The organism is Pseudomonas sp. W2Oct36 (assembly GCF_041060465.1).
Lineage (GTDB): Bacteria > Pseudomonadota > Gammaproteobacteria > Pseudomonadales > Pseudomonadaceae > Aquipseudomonas > Aquipseudomonas graminis_B.
Genome location: NZ_JAUERW010000003.1, coordinates 388,757 through 407,379 on the forward strand (window position 1 = coordinate 388,757; position 18,623 = coordinate 407,379).

Annotated in this window: 15 protein-coding genes; 9 read left to right on the plus strand and 6 right to left on the minus strand. The window is 60.7% G+C overall.

Annotated elements, in window-relative coordinates; all coding sequences use genetic code 11:
- The first annotated feature begins 15 nt into the window (after positions 1–15).
- The 5 genes from QWI18_RS07140 to QWI18_RS07160 all read left to right on the plus strand — a co-directional run bounded on the left by QWI18_RS07140 (position 16) and on the right by QWI18_RS07160 (position 5,699).
- Positions 16–1,578: an MBOAT family protein gene (locus tag QWI18_RS07140; RefSeq protein WP_369318504.1), complete on the plus strand. Its 1,563-nt coding sequence runs from the start codon at positions 16–18 to the stop codon at positions 1,576–1,578.
- A gap of 10 nt (positions 1,579–1,588) precedes the next feature.
- Positions 1,589–2,764 carry an alginate O-acetyltransferase gene (locus QWI18_RS07145; RefSeq protein WP_369318505.1) on the plus strand — a complete coding sequence of 392 codons (1,176 nt, stop codon included), beginning with the start codon at positions 1,589–1,591 and terminating at the stop codon, positions 2,762–2,764.
- Between the two features lie 33 nt (positions 2,765–2,797).
- Positions 2,798–3,454 (plus strand): alginate O-acetyltransferase AlgF, encoded by a 657-nt coding sequence (locus tag QWI18_RS07150; protein ID WP_065993158.1) that lies wholly within the window; start codon positions 2,798–2,800, stop codon positions 3,452–3,454.
- A 205-nt stretch (positions 3,455–3,659) separates the two neighbouring features.
- Positions 3,660–5,114: a mannose-1-phosphate guanylyltransferase/mannose-6-phosphate isomerase gene (locus QWI18_RS07155; RefSeq protein ID WP_065991920.1), complete on the plus strand. Its 1,455-nt coding sequence runs from the start codon at positions 3,660–3,662 to the stop codon at positions 5,112–5,114.
- A gap of 237 nt (positions 5,115–5,351) precedes the next feature.
- The gene (locus tag QWI18_RS07160; protein ID WP_192132642.1) at positions 5,352–5,699 is read left to right on the plus strand and encodes a hypothetical protein; all 348 of its coding nucleotides are present in this window, start codon (positions 5,352–5,354) and stop codon (positions 5,697–5,699) included.
- A 372-nt stretch (positions 5,700–6,071) separates the two neighbouring features.
- Here QWI18_RS07160 and QWI18_RS07165 read toward each other — a convergent pair whose 3' ends face one another.
- Positions 6,072–8,744 carry an RHS repeat domain-containing protein gene (locus QWI18_RS07165; protein ID WP_369318506.1) on the minus strand — a complete coding sequence of 891 codons (2,673 nt, stop codon included), beginning with the start codon at positions 8,742–8,744 and terminating at the stop codon, positions 6,072–6,074.
- A gap of 285 nt (positions 8,745–9,029) precedes the next feature.
- Between QWI18_RS07165 and QWI18_RS07170 the strand changes: the two genes are divergently transcribed.
- Both QWI18_RS07170 and QWI18_RS07175 read left to right on the plus strand, forming a co-directional pair.
- Positions 9,030–9,494: a multidrug transporter gene (locus tag QWI18_RS07170; RefSeq protein ID WP_065991909.1), complete on the plus strand. Its 465-nt coding sequence runs from the start codon at positions 9,030–9,032 to the stop codon at positions 9,492–9,494.
- A gap of 33 nt (positions 9,495–9,527) precedes the next feature.
- Positions 9,528–10,352, plus strand: a complete 825-nt coding sequence (locus QWI18_RS07175; RefSeq protein WP_296311719.1) for an SDR family oxidoreductase — start codon at positions 9,528–9,530, stop codon at positions 10,350–10,352.
- A gap of 195 nt (positions 10,353–10,547) precedes the next feature.
- On the opposite strand, the gene QWI18_RS07180 is transcribed toward QWI18_RS07175, so the two are convergent.
- Genes QWI18_RS07180 through QWI18_RS07195 form a run of 4 tightly spaced genes read right to left on the minus strand, consistent with a single transcriptional unit; the run spans position 10,548 to position 15,358 of the window.
- Complete coding sequence (locus tag QWI18_RS07180; protein ID WP_296311722.1) at positions 10,548–11,432, minus strand: HlyD family secretion protein; 885 nt, start codon at positions 11,430–11,432, stop codon at positions 10,548–10,550.
- 3 nt (positions 11,433–11,435) lie between these two features.
- Positions 11,436–11,636 carry a DUF1656 domain-containing protein gene (locus QWI18_RS07185; protein ID WP_065991906.1) on the minus strand — a complete coding sequence of 67 codons (201 nt, stop codon included), beginning with the start codon at positions 11,634–11,636 and terminating at the stop codon, positions 11,436–11,438.
- Positions 11,626–13,824 (minus strand): FUSC family protein, encoded by a 2,199-nt coding sequence (locus tag QWI18_RS07190; protein ID WP_369318507.1) that lies wholly within the window; start codon positions 13,822–13,824, stop codon positions 11,626–11,628. Before QWI18_RS07190 ends, QWI18_RS07185 begins: the two co-directional genes overlap by 11 nt.
- A gap of 22 nt (positions 13,825–13,846) precedes the next feature.
- Positions 13,847–15,358: an efflux transporter outer membrane subunit gene (locus QWI18_RS07195; RefSeq protein WP_369318508.1), complete on the minus strand. Its 1,512-nt coding sequence runs from the start codon at positions 15,356–15,358 to the stop codon at positions 13,847–13,849.
- A 181-nt stretch (positions 15,359–15,539) separates the two neighbouring features.
- On the opposite strand from QWI18_RS07195, the gene QWI18_RS07200 reads away from it, so the two are divergent.
- Together QWI18_RS07200 and QWI18_RS07205 are read left to right on the plus strand one after the other, a co-directional pair.
- Positions 15,540–16,487 carry a LysR family transcriptional regulator gene (locus tag QWI18_RS07200; protein ID WP_133772022.1) on the plus strand — a complete coding sequence of 316 codons (948 nt, stop codon included), beginning with the start codon at positions 15,540–15,542 and terminating at the stop codon, positions 16,485–16,487.
- Between the two features lie 105 nt (positions 16,488–16,592).
- A complete protein-coding gene (locus tag QWI18_RS07205) occupies positions 16,593–17,567 on the plus strand; it encodes a 2-hydroxyacid dehydrogenase (RefSeq protein WP_369318509.1) in 975 nt (324 codons plus the stop codon).
- A gap of 60 nt (positions 17,568–17,627) precedes the next feature.
- Here QWI18_RS07205 and QWI18_RS07210 read toward each other — a convergent pair whose 3' ends face one another.
- Complete coding sequence (locus tag QWI18_RS07210; RefSeq protein WP_065991895.1) at positions 17,628–18,527, minus strand: DMT family transporter; 900 nt, start codon at positions 18,525–18,527, stop codon at positions 17,628–17,630.
- Positions 18,528–18,623 lie beyond the last annotated feature (96 nt).

Genomic DNA, 18,623 nt, shown 5'->3' on the forward strand with positions numbered 1-18,623 from the left:
ATGGAGAGGTAAAGGATGGTTTTCTCATCCAACGTGTTCCTGTTCCTGTTCTTGCCGGTGTTTCTCGGCTTGTACTACCTGAGCGGGCAACGCTATCGCAACCTGCTGCTGCTGGTCGCCAGCTACGTGTTCTACGCGTGGTGGCGAGTGGACTTCCTGGCACTGTTCGCAGGTGTGACGCTGTGGAACTACTGGATCGGCCTGCGCGTAGGCGCTGCCGGGGTCAGAACCAAACCGGCACAGCGCTGGCTGCTGCTCGGCGTGGTGGTCGACCTGGGCATCCTTGGTTACTTCAAGTACGCCAACTTCGGCGTGGACAGCATCAACGCGATGATGACGTCGATCGGTCTTGAGCCGTTCATCCTCACCCATGTGTTGCTGCCGATCGGTATCTCGTTCTACATCTTCGAGTCCATCAGCTACATCATCGACGTCTACCGTGGGGACACCCCGGCGACGCGCAACCTCATCGACTTCGCAGCATTTGTGGCGATTTTCCCGCACCTGATCGCAGGACCGGTGCTGCGTTTCCGCGACCTGGTGGACCAGTTCAACAACCGCACGCACACCCTCGACAAGTTCTCCGAAGGCTGCACGCGGTTCATGCAGGGTTTCATCAAGAAGGTCTTTATTGCCGACACGCTGGCGGTGGTCGCCGACCATTGCTTTGCCCTGCAGAACCCGACCACGGGTGACGCCTGGCTCGGCGCGCTGGCGTACACCGCTCAGCTGTACTTCGACTTCTCCGGCTACAGCGACATGGCCATCGGCCTGGGCCTGATGATGGGTTTCCGCTTCATGGAAAACTTCAAACAGCCCTACATCAGTCAGTCGATCACCGAGTTCTGGCGTCGCTGGCACATCAGCCTGTCCACCTGGCTGCGTGACTATCTGTACATCACGCTGGGCGGCAACCGTGGCGGCAAAGTCGCGACCTACCGCAACCTGTTCCTGACCATGCTGCTGGGTGGTCTGTGGCACGGCGCCAACATCACTTACATCGTCTGGGGTGCCTGGCACGGTGTGTGGCTGGCGATTGAAAAAGCCATCGGCCTTAACACTGCGCCCCGCACGTTCAACGTTGTTCGCTGGGCCTTTACCTTCCTGCTGGTGGTCATGGGCTGGGTCATCTTCCGCTCGGAAAACCTGCACGTTGCCGCCCGCATGTACGGCGCCATGTTCAGCTTCAGAGATCTCGGTCTGTCGGAGCTCAACCGCGCCAGCCTCACCGGCCTGCAAGTAGCAACGCTGGTCGTGGCATACATCACCCTCGCCTTCTTTGGCCTGCGTGATTTCTACCGCAACCGTGCGCCGTCCAAGCCGACCGACAAAGCCGTGCAGGCCGATGGCCCTGCCGCTGCCGAGCCTGGCCTGATCAAGGCCGTGCCGGGCGACAAGCCGGGCAGCATTCATCAACCGGGTTACATCGTCGGCACCGAAGCGCAGGTTCAGCCTGCCTACTGGACCGCCGACTGGTCGCGCTATGCCATGCGCGCCCTGATCCTGCTGATGTTCGTTGCATCGATCCTGAAACTCTCGGCGGCCAGTTTCTCGCCGTTCCTTTACTTCCAGTTCTGAGGAGCCTGACATGACCCGTTCATTACGTTTCCTCTACATCTTCCTGTTCCTGGCGATTCTGCTGGTGCTGGGTCTGTGGTCGTTGCGCAGCTTCGTCGGCTTCTCGACGTCGAAGGAAACCACCGTGCTGAATGGTCACTGGACCAAGGCGGTGGAAACCCACTACGACGAAGCATTTCCGATCAAGCGTCTGGGCACCAACCTTTGGGCGGCGCTGGACTACAAGCTGTTCAACGAAGGTCGTCCGGGCGTGATCTTGGGCAAAGACCAGTGGCTGTACACCGACGAAGAGTTCGACGCCGTTGCCAACAGCGAGCAGAACGAAGCAGACAACCTGGCAATCATTCAGGGCGTGCGTGACACCCTGAAAAAGCAAGGCACGCAACTGGTGCTGGCGATTATCCCGGCCAAGACCCGTCTGTACCCGGAGCACGTCGGTGACAATAAGCCGTCGACGCTGCACACCGATCTGTATCAGCAGTTCCACGCTCAAGTGAATCAGGCCGGCATCCTCGCCCCTGATTTGCTCACGCCGCTGCAAAGCGCCAAGGAGAAGGGCCAGGTGTTCCTGCGCACCGACACCCACTGGACGCCGATGGGCGCGGAAATCGTCGCCCAGCAGTTGGGTGACGTGATCAGCAAGCAAGTGCCGCTGAACGTTGAACCGCAGAACTTCGTCACCGAAGCCAAGACGACCGAACCCTACAAGGGCGATCTGACCAACTTCCTGCCGCTGGATCCGCTGTTCACCAACCTGCTGCCCAAGCCGGATGACCTGCAGCAGCGCAGCACCAACCCGGCTCAGGCTGGCGCCGAAAGCGATGATGCCCTGTTCGCGGACAATTCCGTTGCAGTGGGTCTGGTCGGCACTAGCTACAGCGCCAACCCCAACTGGAACTTTGCCGGCGCGCTTAAACAGGCCCTGCACGCAGACGTCGTGAATTACGCCGAAGACGGCCATGGCCCGATCCTGCCGATGCTCAAGTATCTGCAGACCGACGCCTTCAAGAGCAGCCCACCGCAGGTGCTGATCTGGGAATTTCCGGAACGCTACCTGCCCGCTCACAACGACCTGACCGAGTTCGACCCACAGTGGATCGCTGAACTCAAAAAGGCCCGTGACCCCCAACAGAATCTGGCGGACAACGCCAACAACTCCAAGTCGCCCACCCGGGCGCAAAACTGAGAGGACTCTTTGACTATGACTTCGCAGAACCCGATGCCAGTTCGTTCGAGCAAAACCAACCTGCTGAAAACCTGCGTGCTGGCCGCGAGCCTGGGCTTCGTCTCCCTTTCCGCCTTCGCCGGTGGCGATGCCGCCCTGTATGGCCCGACCGCACCGAAAGGCTCGACCTTCGTGCGTGTTTACAACGCCAGCAGCAGCGAAATCTCGGCCAGCGTCGGCAACACCAGCCTCAACGAAATCGGCCCATTGGCCAGCAGTGACTTCGGCTTCATGCCACAGGGCGACTACACGGCCAAAGTCGGCAGCCAGTCCCTGCCGGTGAAACTGGCCAGCGATCACTACTACACCATCGTCAACAACACTTCGGGCGCACCTCAGCTGGTTGAAGAGCCTCCGTTCAAGAACAAGCAGAAGTCCCTGGTTCGCGTACAGAACCTGAGCGACAAGGCGCTGACCCTGAAAACCGCTGATGGCAAGACCGACGTGGTCAAGGCTGTGTCTGCCAAGGGCACCGGCGAGCGTGAAATCAACCCGGTCAAAGTCAGCTTCGCGCTGTTTGACGGCGACAAGAAAGTGGCTGACCTGAAGCCGGTTGCACTGGAGCGCGGTGAAGCCGCCGTTCTGTACGTGACCGGTAGCGGCAGCAGCCTGTCGCCAGTCTGGGTCAAGCGCCCGACCGGCACTCAGTAACAGATTCGAACCTGGCCGAGAGGCCGCAGGCAGCGCGCGGGATTACTCGCGCGCTGCCACGGATTTACGGGATTAAGCGTTCGGCGTCAGGCACTGCGGAGCAAGCAGACCGCCAAGAGGACGCCGGGCGATGCAAGACAAAAACCAGAAAGACCGAAAAGACCTACAGCCCATTCGAACGATTTTTGCTTAACGGAGAAACAAAATGATTCCAGTGATCTTGTCAGGTGGTAGCGGTTCCCGACTCTGGCCTCTTTCGCGTAAACAGTTTCCTAAACAGTTCCTGGCGCTGACCGGCGAACACACCCTTTTCCAGCAGACCGTCGAGCGCCTGCAATTCGACGGCATGCAGCACCCTGTCGTGGTCTGCAACAAGGACCACCGCTTTATCGTCACCGAGCAGCTCGGTGCGCTGGGTCTGGAAACTCAGGCCGTCATCATGGAACCGTTTGGCCGCAACACTGCGCCAGCCGTTGCCATCACCGCGATGATGCTCGCCAACGAAGGTCGCGACGAGTTGATGCTGGTCCTGCCAGCCGACCACGTGATCGACGATCAGAAAGCCCTGCAACGCGCACTGGCTTTGGCCACCGTCGCTGCAGAGCGCGGCGAAATGGTGCTGTTCGGTATCCCGGCGACCAAGCCTGAAACCGGCTACGGCTACATCAAGTCCACCGCCGATGCCTTGCTGCCGGAAGGCGTCAGCCGCGTTCAGCAGTTCGTCGAAAAGCCTGATGAGCAACGCGCTCAGGAATTCGTCCAGGCCGGCGGGTATTACTGGAACAGCGGCATGTTCCTGTTCCGTGCCAGCCGTTATCTGGAAGAGCTGAAAAAGCACGATCCGGACATCTACGACAACTGCCTGCTGACCCTCGAGCGCAGCAAGCAGGAAGGCGACAGCATCTCCCTGGACGAGGCGAGCTTCGCCTGCTGCCCGGACAACTCCATCGACTACGCCGTCATGGAAAAAACCCAGCGCGCGTGCGTCGTACCACTTGATGCGGGCTGGAGCGATGTCGGCTGCTGGTCGTCCCTGTGGGACGTGCACGCCAAAGACGAGAACGGCAACGTTGCCAAGGGCGACGTCGTTATCCAGGACAGCCGCAACTGCATGATTCAGGGCAACGGCAAACTGGTCACCGTGATCGGCCTGGACAACATCGTTGTCGTCGAAACCAAAGACGCCATGATGATCGTTCACAAAGACAAGGTTCAGGGCGTCAAGCAACTGGTCAACACGCTGAACGAGCAAGGCCGCAGCGAAACCCAGAACCACCTCGAAGTCTATCGCCCATGGGGCTCGTACGACTCCGTGGACATGGGCGGCCGTTTCCAGGTCAAGCGCATTTCCGTCAAGCCGGGCGCCAGCCTGTCGCTGCAGATGCATCACCACCGCGCTGAGCACTGGATCGTCGTATCGGGTACCGCTCAGGTCACCTGCGACGACAACGTGTTCCTGCTGACCGAGAACCAGTCGACCTACATCCCGATTGCCTCGGTTCACCGTCTGCGCAACCCAGGCAAAATCCCGTTGGAAATCATCGAAGTTCAATCGGGTAGCTACCTGGGCGAAGACGACATCGAGCGTTTCGAAGACGTCTACGGCCGCTCCACCCCAGGCATCGAAGCCGGCGTGAAGACCCAGACCATCGCCCGTTAATACCGCTTCACCCAGTAGTACCAGCCCCCGTCAATCCTCTGCGTATTCCCCATCCGCAGAGGGTTTTCGGGGGCTTTTTTTATGATCTTTGCTGCACCCGTCGGAGTATTCGCCCCCATCATTATCGCCAATTCATCTTGGTACTGTCATTTGTAACAGTATTCAGAAGGTCGGATGGGTCGTACTTTAAGGACGAGGTCAATTCACACTCAAATGCAATTACAAGGATGATGAATCATGAGTGCTAACAGCAAAGCATACCCAACGCCCGTCTTCGACCGGCCAAATTACACGCTTGTTCGCGGTGAGGATGTGGAGGCCGTTTTCCCGCCTTACCCGACCAAGGCTCAAAATGAAATTACCCACATCAACTTCAAAGCGCTTGGTAAGGGCGATTCTGGTGAGTACGATGTCGGCCCTACGATTCTCCAGCCTTTTAATTCCAACGGGGAGACAAGGGCAAGATTTCCCGCAAGCTCCTTCGATATTATTAAAGGTAAAGAAGTGTTTTTGACCGCAGAGCCGACTAACGCCACTGGCCACGGCACCGTCACGAACGAAAAACCTTATTTGTTCGACAAGTAACTTGTGGTTGCGGAGACTGCGCACGATGAGGTGCCAGTCTCCATCACCATGTTGACCCTGCCAACACGCATGCTTTCAGACACTCCGTTGTGAGGGTCAAACCGGGTTCGCCATCGAGCCGGCTCCTACGGATCAAGGTTGAAACATACAAACCATCATTAGCTCAAGCCCCTCCCCTTTCGGTACGACGCCCTCATCTGCAATCGCAAGATCGACACGATGATTTCCGGCGCCGTACTCCTGTTCACCTGGCTGGTCCTGCTTCTGCGTTATCCCTCCAAAGCGTTGCCCCGTTTCCCTGCCAACTGCACACGAACCTGCCTGGGCTGACCGGCCACAGTCACGCCAAATGACTGAATGTTGACCTATTTGTCAGACCTGCCTGCGCAACCATCTTTCAGGAAATCGGGTGGCGTTGACCAACGCGGGAAAAGTGTCTGCATTCATCCGTAACAGCGAGGATCTCACGCTCCCATTGCCCACAAAGGTGGCCTTGCGTTGATGCCGGTTAGCCGCGTCATCTGTTAAACCTTGCATGCTGGTCTCGTATACAGGAGCACTGCCATGCTTCTCGTAAGGACCTGATCTGACAACTCGCGACAAGGACCTTCTTATTTGTTTGCTCCAGCCTCCGACAGCCTCAGGGGTAGCATCGGCCTCGAGTCTCGGCTGCTCGTAATAATGGCTATCAACGGTGAAATTGACTGCATGAGAAGTTTCATGGATCAACGTCCAGGCAACATTGAGCACATGATCCTGCTCAAGATGGGTGCGTGAAACTCCGAAGCTCTTGACCACATCTTCGAACTCTCCCGCCAGTAAAGTACGTCCCTTAAGCCTGGATGGACCGTCAAAAAGCTCGATATCAAGGTCCGCGTGCGGCTTACCGAATGCCGTCAACATGTTCCTATAACTGTCGAGGCTTTCTACGACGGCCTCTATCGTGTCAGCGCGAATGGGTGCCGGCAGTTCACCAAACGTCGCGTCGAAGGCCTTGACTACATCCTGGCGGGGTGACGCTTCGCGAAGTTGATCACGCGTTCCAGCCACCAGATAACTTGCAGCGTCCAGCGCCTGCCTCATCTTCGCCTGCTGTGGCGGGCTGAAATCCCCCATTCCTGCGGCTACCACCACGACCTGAGGAACATCGTATGGGGCTGCGCCTTGGGAGTCGCGATAGCGGATCGGTGAGTTACTGCAAAAGCAAAACAGATTCACCCCGCCTTGTTCACCCGTCGGATCCGGATTGATCCAGCGCATCAGCCACGGTGCGTAATACCGCAGGCCATAGTAGTAAAGCCCGGTCGCATCCCGCTCTTTTCCTGAATAACGCACGGTTTTGTAGTGCGCTTCAATTTGGCATCGGCCTGCCCACCAGGCTGTGCCTCCAAAGGGGTAATAACTTTCCTGACTGATCAACCGGCATTGCTGATCCAGCTCCATCAGGCTTGACCCCAAATGATCACTCAGCGTGTAGCGCGTCTGATCGTTGCCTATCGTCTCCGGTTTGCCCTCTACCCAATGCAGAACCCGCACCGCGTTGCGTCCACCGGGAGCGGTGATGACGTGCAGCGTTTCGCCAGTCGCGCTATTGGCGCGGATTTCCAGGCCCGGCAGATAACGTACGTCGTTCACATGGACGACATTTTTAGCCTGAACCGTCCGAATCTTGCGCACACGCAGGCCGGTTGCGTCATAGACGTAAACCTCACTGTCATCCGCTCCCGAAGGCCTGGCCACCAGGGTTACCCTGCGCAACTGGTTACGCGGGTTCCACTCAATGTTTTGCCCGGGCGCCAGCCGCTGCAAATTACCGTTGGCATCGAATGCGGCAGCAATCTCGGCGTCAGTTGGCGGCGTGTCAGTCAGTTGAGCCAGACACCGGTTGCTACCGTTGGCCGCCGCCAGCCATTGCGAATGATCTTGCACGCCAACGTGACTGCGCTTGAGCAAATTGCCGCCCGCATCGTATTCGTAGTTCTGTCGGTAATTCGTCAGTCGGGAGGGGTCGATCGGCGATTGGAACACCGCGAGATCCGGGCCTCGATTGACCGACGCCAGCTCCCGACCGGTGGCCTCGATGAGTTGATACAGCGTGTCGTACGTGAATGTGCTGATGGACTTGGTGAGCTGATTGACGAAATGGCTTTGAGGGAGCGAAGCATCTGCAATGCTGATCACGTTGCCGACCGGATCGTAGGCGTAACGCAGATCCTGCCGTCTTTCCCCATCGGGAAGCGTCGACTGGACGTTCACCAGACGAGCGTCTTGTGTTGAATAAGCCGCAGAGGTGACGACGCCATTTCCGGCGGTTTCTGAAACCGCGCGATTGAAGGCGTCGTATTGAATATCGCCCACCAGCGTTTCCGCTGGCAGGCCGGCCAGCTGCAAGCGGGTTTGCTTGAGCAGCCCGGCGACGGTCTGGGCAAAAAACTGGGTGTTTCCCATGGCATCGCGCTGTTCGGACATTTCGCCTGTGGGAGCGAATCGCCAGGCCATCCGGGCGCCGTCTCCGGGTTCCAGAAGCTGGTCGCAAGCTTCGGCGGCGTCCGGCCAACTGGACATGTTCGGATCATTGAGAAAACGCCGCGCCTGCGAGAGCGCATTCCGGTTTATATCGAACGACGTATTGCACAGCGAGCCGGCCGGATCGTAATGCCTGACGATTTGATTGCATTGGTTGGCGTGATGCTCATCAGGCCCTCCATAGCTCAAGCGCTCGACGCAGGTTCGCGCCGTACCGTCCCGTGCGCCCTGCTCTTCAAACAAGGCAGTCGGCCGCAGCTGCTTGTCGTATTCGACCCGCTGAACCACTCCGCGTCCGTCCCAGCCCCCGTCACGCTGCCCGCCTTCCCCCACTGATTGAAGGCGCCACCCCGCATCGACGCTCTCATAAAGCAGCCGCTCCCCGCTGAGCGAGAAGACCACACTCACATTGCTCGTCGCGTCCGATGCCAGATCGGCGGCAGCCCATAGTCGTGGGTCCCAACGCGCCGTTTGCCTTCCTGCGGGGTCATAGGCAAGGCGGTCAACCCGCGCGGTCATGGGCGCATCCGTTTGAGCCACGTAGAAGGACACCGTACGAACAGGTAGCCTGCGCGGCTCTATTACCGTGAGTGTCGGAGTATGGGTATGTAGCGAGCAGGAGTGAGCCATGACCTGTGCAATCCGTTGCAGGAAATACCCTAAGACTAGTTTGGCTCCGGATTTCTGACTGACCGCCGGTCCGGCTGGACGGTTGCGCTGAGCGGTTCGGTTGAGCCCAATCCATTAGCCCAACTCCTCCCCTTTCGGTACGATGCCCTCATCTGCAATCGCGAGATCGACACGATGATTTTCGGCGCCGTACTCCTGTTCACCTGGCTGGTCCTGCTTCTGCGCTATCCCTCCAAAGCGTTGCCTGTTTCCCTGGCTGCCGCAGTCGGGCTGGGCGTCGTGGCGGCGTTTGTGGTCTGGGAAGACAGCCGCGACGAACAGCGCCTTGAGCGCCTGCAATTGCGCGTGGACTATGCGCCGCAACAGTGTCCTACGGGGCGTCCGCTGCTGGTACTGATCGATAACGGCAACACCGTTTCGCTCAGCGAACTGCGCTGGAAAATCGCGGCCTACGCGCCGGGCGATACCGTCAATCTGGCCGAAGACACGTACACCGCGCCGCGTTATCGCGGGCCGGGCGATTTGTTGCCCGGCAGTCAGTGGCAGGATTGCTTGCCGATGCCACCGTTGCGCCCAGGTTACCGGCCTCAGACCCTCGAGTTTCGTGCCGAGCGCCTGCAAGGCACGTTCTCCGGCTGAGCGCCGCCTTTCTCTTTTTTCAAGGACTGAACCATGTCTGTGGTGTTGATCACCGGTTGTTCCAGCGGCATTGGCCGTGCCATGGCGGATGCCTTCAAAGCGGCGGGCCATGAAGTCTGGACAACCGCACGCAAGCCGGCCGACGTGCAAGCGCTGACCGCGGCAGGTTTTCGTGCCGTGACGCTGGACGTCAATGACAGCGCTGCGATTGATCGACTGGTTTCCGAGCTGGATCAACACGGCAAAGGGCTCGACGTGCTGATCAACAACGCAGGCTACGGTGGCATTGGCCCGCTGCTGGATGGCGGTGTCGAGGCCATGCGCAGGCAATTCGGGACCAATGTGTTTTCCGTGGTCGGCGTGACGCGCGCGCTGTTTCCGATGCTGCGCCGCAACAAGGGGTTGGTGGTGAATATCGGCAGCGTTTCGGGCGTGCTGGTCACCCCATTCGCGGGCGCGTACTGCGCGTCAAAAGCCGCCGTTCATGCCATGACTGAAGCACTGCGCATGGAACTGGCACCCTTCGGGATTCGGGTGATGGAAGTCCAGCCCGGCGCTATCGATACCCACTTCGCACAAAACGCCAGCCACGAGGCCGAGCAGGTGATTCACCAGGATTCGCCGTGGTGGCCGTGGCGTGAAGGCATCCGCGCCCGGGCCAATGCGTCACAGGGCAACCCGACACCCGCTGCCGACTTCGCCCGCGACGTGCTCGACGCCGTGCAACGCAGCCATCCACCGCGCCTATTGCGCTCCGGCAACGGCAGCCGCGCGCTGCCCCTGATGGAACGGCTGCTGCCCAAGGCATTACTGGAGTGGATTCTGAGCAAGCGCTTCAAGCTGGATAAAAAAGGCTGACACCACCGCCGGCTTCTGTAGGAGCGTGGCTTGTCCCGCGAACTGGCGCGAAGCGGCAGCAAGACCAAGCGCCCCGGTTATAACTGATGCACCGCAATCACTGTTATTACTGTCGCTGCGCAACAGATCGCGGGACAAGCCACGCTCCTGCATCCTCCGGCGCGACACATCTGGCGTATCGCGCAGCTCAACGTGCTATCGCATTGAATCTTGCGTTTCGGGATTCACAATCACCGTGCACGTAATCCCCGCCGCCAGCACCACCCCTTCCGGCACCTGATCCAGGTGGATGCGCACGGGCACGCGCTGCGCCAGTCGTACCCAGTTGAAGGTCGGGTTGACGTCGGCGATGAGTTCGCGGCTCTCCGGGTTGTCGCGGTCGTAGATGGCGCGAGCGATGCTTTCGACGTGGCCCTTCATCACCTCTCCGCTCATCAACTGCATGTCCGCCGGATCGCCAATCCTGACGTGGGGCAGCTTGGTCTCTTCGAAGAAGCCGTACACCCAGAACGAGTTCCTGTCGACGACGGCCATCTTCGCTTCGCCGATGCGCGCGTAGTCGCCGCGATGCACGTTGAGGTTGGTGACGTAGCCGTCTACCGCGGCCAGCACCTTGGTGCGTTGCAGGTTCAATTGCGCGGCTTCAAGCTGCGCGACCGCCAGTTGATAATCCGCCTGGGCAGAGGTGGCGATATTGCTGGCGTCCTCGCGGCTTTCGGCGGAGATCACCAGGGCGTCCATGTCCTTGCGTCGATTGGCGTTGACCTTGCGCATCTCCCACGTGGCCTTGCGCGACGCCACCATGGCCTCGGCCTGCTTCACTGCCAGCTGATAATGCTCAGGGTCGATCTGCATCAACAGGTCGCCTTTTTTCACTGGCTGGTTGTCCTTCACCGGCACATCGATCACCACGCCGCTGACATCGGCGGCGACATTGATCACGTCGGCGCGCACCCGGCCGTCGCGGGTCCACGGCGTGTCCATATAATGAATCCACAGCAGCCGGCCGATCCAGATGGCCAGCGCCAGAATCAACAAAGTCGCGATCAGACTGAAGAGCTTTTTCATCTCAACCAACATGCCTCAACGGTAAACAGTGAGCGCCATGGCGCCGAAAATGCAGCTGAACAGGCTCAGACGCAGCAGCGCCGGATGCCAGAAGAAACGGTAGAGGTCGAGGCCGGACATGAACCGGTCCAGCGCCCAGGAAAGCACCATGGCGACCAGAAACATGACGGTCACGGTCGGCATGTAAACGCCGTGGAAGGCGAGTTCACGAGGCATTGAGTTGTCCTTGCGGCGAGGCCACAGACGCCGGCTCTGACGGAACGCCCGCCAGCGGCGATTGCGGGTCCAGCAGGCAGGTGCGGATGAAGTGCAGGTAGCTTTTCACCCGGCGCAACGCCGAGGTGTCGAAGTGCGGAGCAAAGGGCTCGTCGGTGTTCTGCACGCAGATGATGGCGTGATCGACGGCCGACAGGCTGCGCGCCAGATTGTGGGGATCGGGCTGGATGAACAGACGAATCAACGAGCGGCCCATGGCGCGAATCGCCTGCCGCCAGGGCTGCCATTCGGCGTAACTCGGGTGCACCGGCAGAATGGCCTGCTCGCGGCGCAACTCGATGATCGCGTGGCCGATCTCCAGCACCACGAACATCCAGCGCAGCAGGTTGCGTTGCACCTCGGGCTTACCGGCGGCCAGGCCATAGGCCTGATGCATCAGGTCACGGGTGCGGCTTTCGAAGCTGGAGCGAATCCCGCGCAGCGGCGCGCTGATGGCGAAACTCACTTGCTGGCGTAGATTGCCTTCCAGCCGCTGCCACAGCCAGCGACTGTTCGGCGGCAGAATGATCGCCCCCGCCGCCGCACACAACAGCATGCCGAGGACCATGGCGATGTAGTCATTGATGAACGCATACGGGTTGTAGACCGTGAGGTTGTCCGGCGCCGAACCGATGCTGAAGAAAATCAGCAGCCCCAGTCCGTATCCCACCCATTGCGGCCGTGTGGTCAGGAAGGTGCCGAGCACGAACACCGGCGCCAGCACCATGCACAACAGGGGGAAACCATCGATGCGCGGCAGCACGAAAAAGGTGATGAAAAACCCCAGCAGCGCACCCAGAAAGGTCCCGCACGCCATCTGAAACGACATGCGCCTCGGGTTCGAGGTCGTCGCGGAAAGCGCCACCGTGGCGGCGGACACCAGGGTCATCGACGCGCCGCTCGGCCACGCCGTGGCCACCCAGTACACCGACATGACCGCGAGAATAAAGGTCGCGCGCACGCCGGAGGCCAGCGAAGACAGCCAACTGGTGGTGGACACGAAGGGCTCGACCCATTTCTCCCGCGCATGGCGGTGATCGGCCAAAGACGCATGGGTCTGGGCGTAGTCGTGCATGTCGTCGACGAAGCGATACAGCAACTCGTAAGCGGTATGGAAATCCAGCAGGTCGGCGTCGCTGGGCTCGGTCTTGAAGAACTCGGCCCGCAGGCTGCGCACGTGGTCGGGCAGGTCGGCCTTGTACACGCTCAACCGATTGGCGAGCAGTGCGGCGTCGGCGTTGGTCAGCGCGCGCCCGGCGAAGGGCTCCAGCAATCCAGTCAGCGCATTCAGGCCAGGCTCGATGGCCTGAACAGCTGGCGTCACGCCCCGCCGACGGAGGCGTTCGAGCAACTGATGCAGGGCGTTGAAGCGCGTGGTGATGGTCATGAATTCGCTGTTCAGGCGATTCAATCGACCGTTGCGGCGGCGCATGTGCGGGTCTTCGAACACGGTGACCGCGCGCAGGCCTTCGAGCCCTACGGCATCGGCGATGAAGCGCACGTTACTGGCCTCGAACGACGCCGGATCGCTCTCGCCGCGCAGGCCGGTGATGACGAACTGAGCGAAGGTGCCAAAGCGCTGATACAAGGTGTTGCGCATCGCCGCGCCGACGCTTTGCGGCAGGATCGCGGCGCTGACCAGTGTCGAGCAGACGATGCCGAGGGAGATTTCCAGCACCCGCCACATGGCGGCCATAAACGAGGTGTCCGGGTGAGCGAGCGCTGGCAGCCCGGTCATCGCGGCGGTGTAGCCGGCCAGCACAAAACCGTAGGCGCGGAAGTTGCGATAGCGCGCGGCGCCGGCGCAGCAGAAGCCGACCCAGATCGCCAGACTGCCGAGGAACAGCTCGCTGTTTTGCGCGAACAGTGCCATCAGCGTGACCATGACCACGGAGCCGGCGAGCGTGCCGAGCAAGCGGTAGAAACTCTTGGCGAACACCTGACCGCTCTGGGGCTGCATGACGATGAACACGGTGATCATGGCCGTGCGCGGCTGCGGCAGTTCCAGGCGCATGGCGATCCAGTACGTGAGGAATGCCGCAGTCAGCACCTTGCTGATGTAGATCCACGTCACGCCATCGCTGCGCGCCCAATCGTTGAGGCCTCGACGCCACTCCAGTGACCTGAGCCAGTTAAAAGCGGCGTTCATCGCCAGGCCCTGCCGGAGCGTTTCATTGATCAAACACCGCCAGCGACGCCGGCGTTTTCGGCACGGCGGTCTTTGCCGGTGCGGGAGAATCATTGCCGGCCATCAACCCGCCGCCCAGCGCCACCACCAGCTCAGCATGCACCGTCAGACGTTCGGCCTGGACGTGTTGCTGCACCTGCTGCTGATGGAACAACAACGTCTGCGCGTTGAGCACATTGAGGTAATCGGTCAGGCCGCGTTTATAGGCAACCATCGCGATGTCGTAGGTTTTTTGTGCGGCGGCCACTGATTGATCGGCGAACTGCTGTTGCTTGTCCATCGACTCACGACGAATCAGCTGATCGGAGATGCTCTTCAGCGCCATCACCAGGGTCTGGTTGTACTGCGCGACAGCTTCGTCATAGCCCGCCGACGCCACGCCCAGTTCGGAACGCAAACGCCCACCGTCGAAGATCGGCAAGGTGATCGCCGGCCCCACGCTGTAGTTGAATTTCTTGCCGGCGAGGAATGCCAGCATGCCGCCGCCAGTGGCCATGTAACCAAGGCTGCCCATCAGATCAACGTTCGGATAGAAGCCGGCATGGGCCACATCGATGCCTCGCGCCTGCGCCGCCACTCGCCAGCGGCTGGCGACCACATCCGGACGCTGCCCCAGCAATTCGGCGGGCAGCGCGGAGGGCAACGTCAACGCCGCGTTCAGTGACAGCGTCGGCCGCTGCAGACGTGCGCCCTCGCCCGGTCCTTTGCCCGCCAGCGCCGCGATCTGATTGCGGCTCAGGGCAATCGCCTCGTCCAGGGCGTCAATCTGACGATGGGTTTCGGGCAGCGGGGTTTGCGCCTGGCTGACTTCAAAATGGGTGCCGATGCCGCCGTTCAGACGACGCTGGGCCAGATCAACGATCTGCTGCTGTTGCGCGAGGGTCGCTTCGGCGATGTCGCGCTGGGCGTAGTTGAGCGACAGCTGGATGTAGGCGCGGACGATGTTGTCCTGCAATTCCAGCTGCGCCTGACGCTCCTGGGCCGCGCTCAGGTGCGCCATGTCCAGCGCCTGTTCGGAGTGATTGCTTTCCTGGCCCCACAGGTCAAGGGAATAACTCAGGCCCAGCGAAGCGTTGTTGTCCCACGTGCTGGTGTTCGACATCTCACCCGGGCCGTAGAACTGATCCGTCGGCCAGTTGTGTCGTTTCAGGCTGCTGTCGCCGGAGATGTGCAGGGATTCCGCCGACTCCGCGATGCCCGCCATGGCCTTGGCCTGACGCACTCGCGCGGCAGCGATCGCCAGGCTGGGGCTGCCCATCGCGGCCAGTTCGATCCAGCGATTGAGTTGTTCGTCGCCATAGGCACGCCACCACTGACCAGCCGGCCAGTGGGCGTCTTTGTCGGCCGCCTTGATGGCGTCGTCGGTGGCCAGCGCGTCGGGCGACAACGCTGTGCCTTGTGGGGCGATTCCGCCAGTTCCGATGCAGCCGCTGATGAGTAACGTTAAAGCGCACACACTTAGGGATTTGAGCCCTCTGACGAGACGACGCGGCACTGCTGCAATTACCTGAATGGAGGGGGAATCGATGATGCGGCGATTCTAGGGGGCGTCTAGCCCGGCGATAAGCCGGGACTTCTGCGAATCTTTGTTACGGAACCGGAGATAATCCTTTGGTATGGCTGACATGGATCAGTTACTTCATGTCACAATTTGCTATCTCATCTGAGAACGGCCAATGGACACTCTGCAAAACATGCGCGCCTTTACTTGCGTGGCGCAAGCGGGCAGCTTCACCGCTGCCGCTGCTCAACTGGACACCACCACCGCAAACGTTTCGCGCGCTGTCTCCAACCTCGAAGCCCACCTGCAGACCCGGCTCCTCAACCGCACCACGCGACGCATCGCCCTGACTGAAGCGGGCAAGCGTTACCTGCTGCGCTGCGAGCAGATTCTCGGTTACGTCGAAGAGGCGGAAGCCGAAGCCAGCGACGCCCATGCGCGTCCGGCCGGGCAGCTGAAAGTCCATTCGATGACCGGCGTGGGCCAGCATTACGTCATCGACGCGATTGCCCGCTACCGGCGCAATCACCCGGACGTGTCGTTCGACCTGACCATGACCAACCGCGTCCCGGACCTGCTCGAAGAGGGGTACGACGTGTCCATCGTGCTCGCCAGCGAGCTGCCGGATTCGGGCTTCGTCTCCCAGCGACTGGGCATCACCTACAGCATCGTTTGCGCCTCGCCCGCCTACATCAAGGCGTTCGGCATGGCGCACCGGCCGGCTGATTTGCTCAATCATGCCTGCCTGCGCCTGGTCAGCCCGGTGTTCCCGCTGGAAAAGTGGGCCTTCGACGGCCCCGAAGGCCAGGAAACCGTGACCATCGGCAACTCGCCGTTTCTGGTGAATTCGGCCGACGCCATGCAGGCGGCGATCAGCAGCGGCATGGGCATCGGCATTCTGCCGATCTACTCGGCCATCGAAGGCTTGCGTAACGGCTCGCTGGTGCGGGTATTGCCCCAGTACCGGTCCCACGAGCTGAACCTGTACGCGATCTACCCGTCGCGGCAGTACCTGGATGCGAAGATCAAAACCTGGGTCGAGTACCTGCGCGGCTCGCTGCCGGAAATCATGGCCGCCCATGAAGCGGACCTGCAGACCCATGTATTGCCGGAGACGGTTTAACGCTCTGCCGCAACGGGCAACGTATCCATCCACCTCGCCAATCCCTCGGCAAGAATGTTAGCGTGCTACGTAATGCCCTTCTGAACTGCCGAGAGAAGCTATCCGATGAAAAAGACCGTCCTTGCCTTCAGCCGCGTGTCTCCGGAAATGGCCGAGCGCCTGCAGCAAGACTTCAACGTGATCATCCCCGACCCGAAAAAGGGTGATCTGAACGCGCAGTTCAACGAAGCCCTGCCCCACAGCCACGGCATGATCGGCGCTGGCCGCAAGCTGGGGCGCGAACAACTGGAGAATGCAAAGCAGCTGGAAGTGGTGTCGAGCATTTCGGTCGGTTACGACAACTACGACGTCGACTACCTCACCGAACGCGGCGTCATGCTGACCAACACCCCCGACGTGCTGACGGAAAGCACCGCCGACCTGGGCTTCTCGCTGATCATGAGCAGCGCCCGCCGCGTCGCCGAACTGGACGCCTACACCAAGGCTGGCAACTGGAAACGCAGCATCGAGGCGCCGCACTTTGGCACCGATGTCTACGGCAAGACGCTGGGTATCGTGGGCATGGGCAATATCGGCGCGGCAGTCGCACGGCGGGGTCGTCTGGGCTTCAACATGCCGGTCCTGTACAGCGGCAACAGCCGCAAGATCGCCATCGAGCAGGAACTGGGCGCGCAATTCCGTACGCTGGATCAGTTGCTGGCCGAGTCGGATTTCGTCTGCCTGGTGGTGCCGCTCAGCGAAAAGACCCAGCACATGATCAGCACCCGCGAGCTATCGCTGATGAAGAAGAGCGCCATTCTGGTGAACATCGCCCGCGGCCCGATCGTCGACGAACCGGCGCTGATCAAGGCGCTGCAGGACGGCACGATTCGCGGCGCCGGCCTGGATGTCTACGAGAAAGAGCCGTTGGCTGAATCGCCGCTGTTTGCGCTGAGCAATGCGGTAACGCTGCCTCACATCGGCTCGGCGACTGACGAAACCCGTCAGGCCATGGCCGACCGCGCCTACGCCAACCTGCGCGCCGCGCTGTTGGGCGAGAAGCCGCAGGATCTGGTGAATGCGCAGGTGTGGAAGGGCTGAGCTCACTGTGACGATCGTTCCCACGGTCCCAGTGGGAACAATCAAAGGTTTCAGCCCGCCTTAAGCCAGCTTCGCCCCCACAGGCACAATCACCCTGGGCTTCCTGAACACCAGCACGTTCCCCGCCATCACCAACACCAGCCCCATCAGCGCGGGGGCGGTCCATTGATAGCCTTCGGCGAACGCCGATACATTCAACGCCACCACCGGGAACAGCACCGTGCAATACGCCGCGCGCTCCGGGCCCATGCGGCCGACCAGGGTGAGATAGGCGGTAAAGCCAATCACCGATCCCGGCACCACCAGATACAACAGCGAGCCGATGTACCGCGCGTTCCACTCAAACCCGAACGGCGTGCCGCTCAGCAGGCAATACACGCACAGCATCGTCGCGCCATACAGCATGCCGTAGGCATTGGTGGTCAGCGGACGCAGGCCGGCCTTCTGTTGCAGGCTGGAGAGCATGTTTCCCGCAGAGAAACACAGCGTGCCGAGCAGGGTCAGCGCTAGACCGATCAAGGTCTCGCGGCTGGCGCTGTGCCCGGCCAATTCCGGCCAGAACAGGCACGCCAGCCCCATCAGCCCCAGCGTGCCGCCCAACACGACGTTGCGCGCAATTTGCTGCTTGAAGAAGATTCGGGCGTTGAGCGCGTTCCACAATGTCGCAGTGGAAAACACCACCGCCACCAGACCGGTCGGAATCCACTGGCTGGCGGTGTAGAAGCACATGAAATTTACGCAGAACAGGCACAGCCCCTGCGCCAGGCAGATGAGCTGCCCGCGGCGATTGACCTTCTGCAGTTTCCCGGTCCCTAGCAACAAGGCGAAGAGGATGAGCGCCGCGAGGCCAAAGCGGTAGACGATCGACACCGGGATGGCGACCTCGCCCAGTTGCAGTTTCAAGGCGATCCAGGTCGTGCCCCAGATTAAAACGGTCAGCAGATACAGCGTGATGTTCATGTCGAGCTCCCCAGTGAGGCCTCAGTCTGGCGGCGCGGGTCTGCCCTCACTTGCAGAAACTTGCGCATTTGATCGTCACCCCGCTGGCAGGGGGCA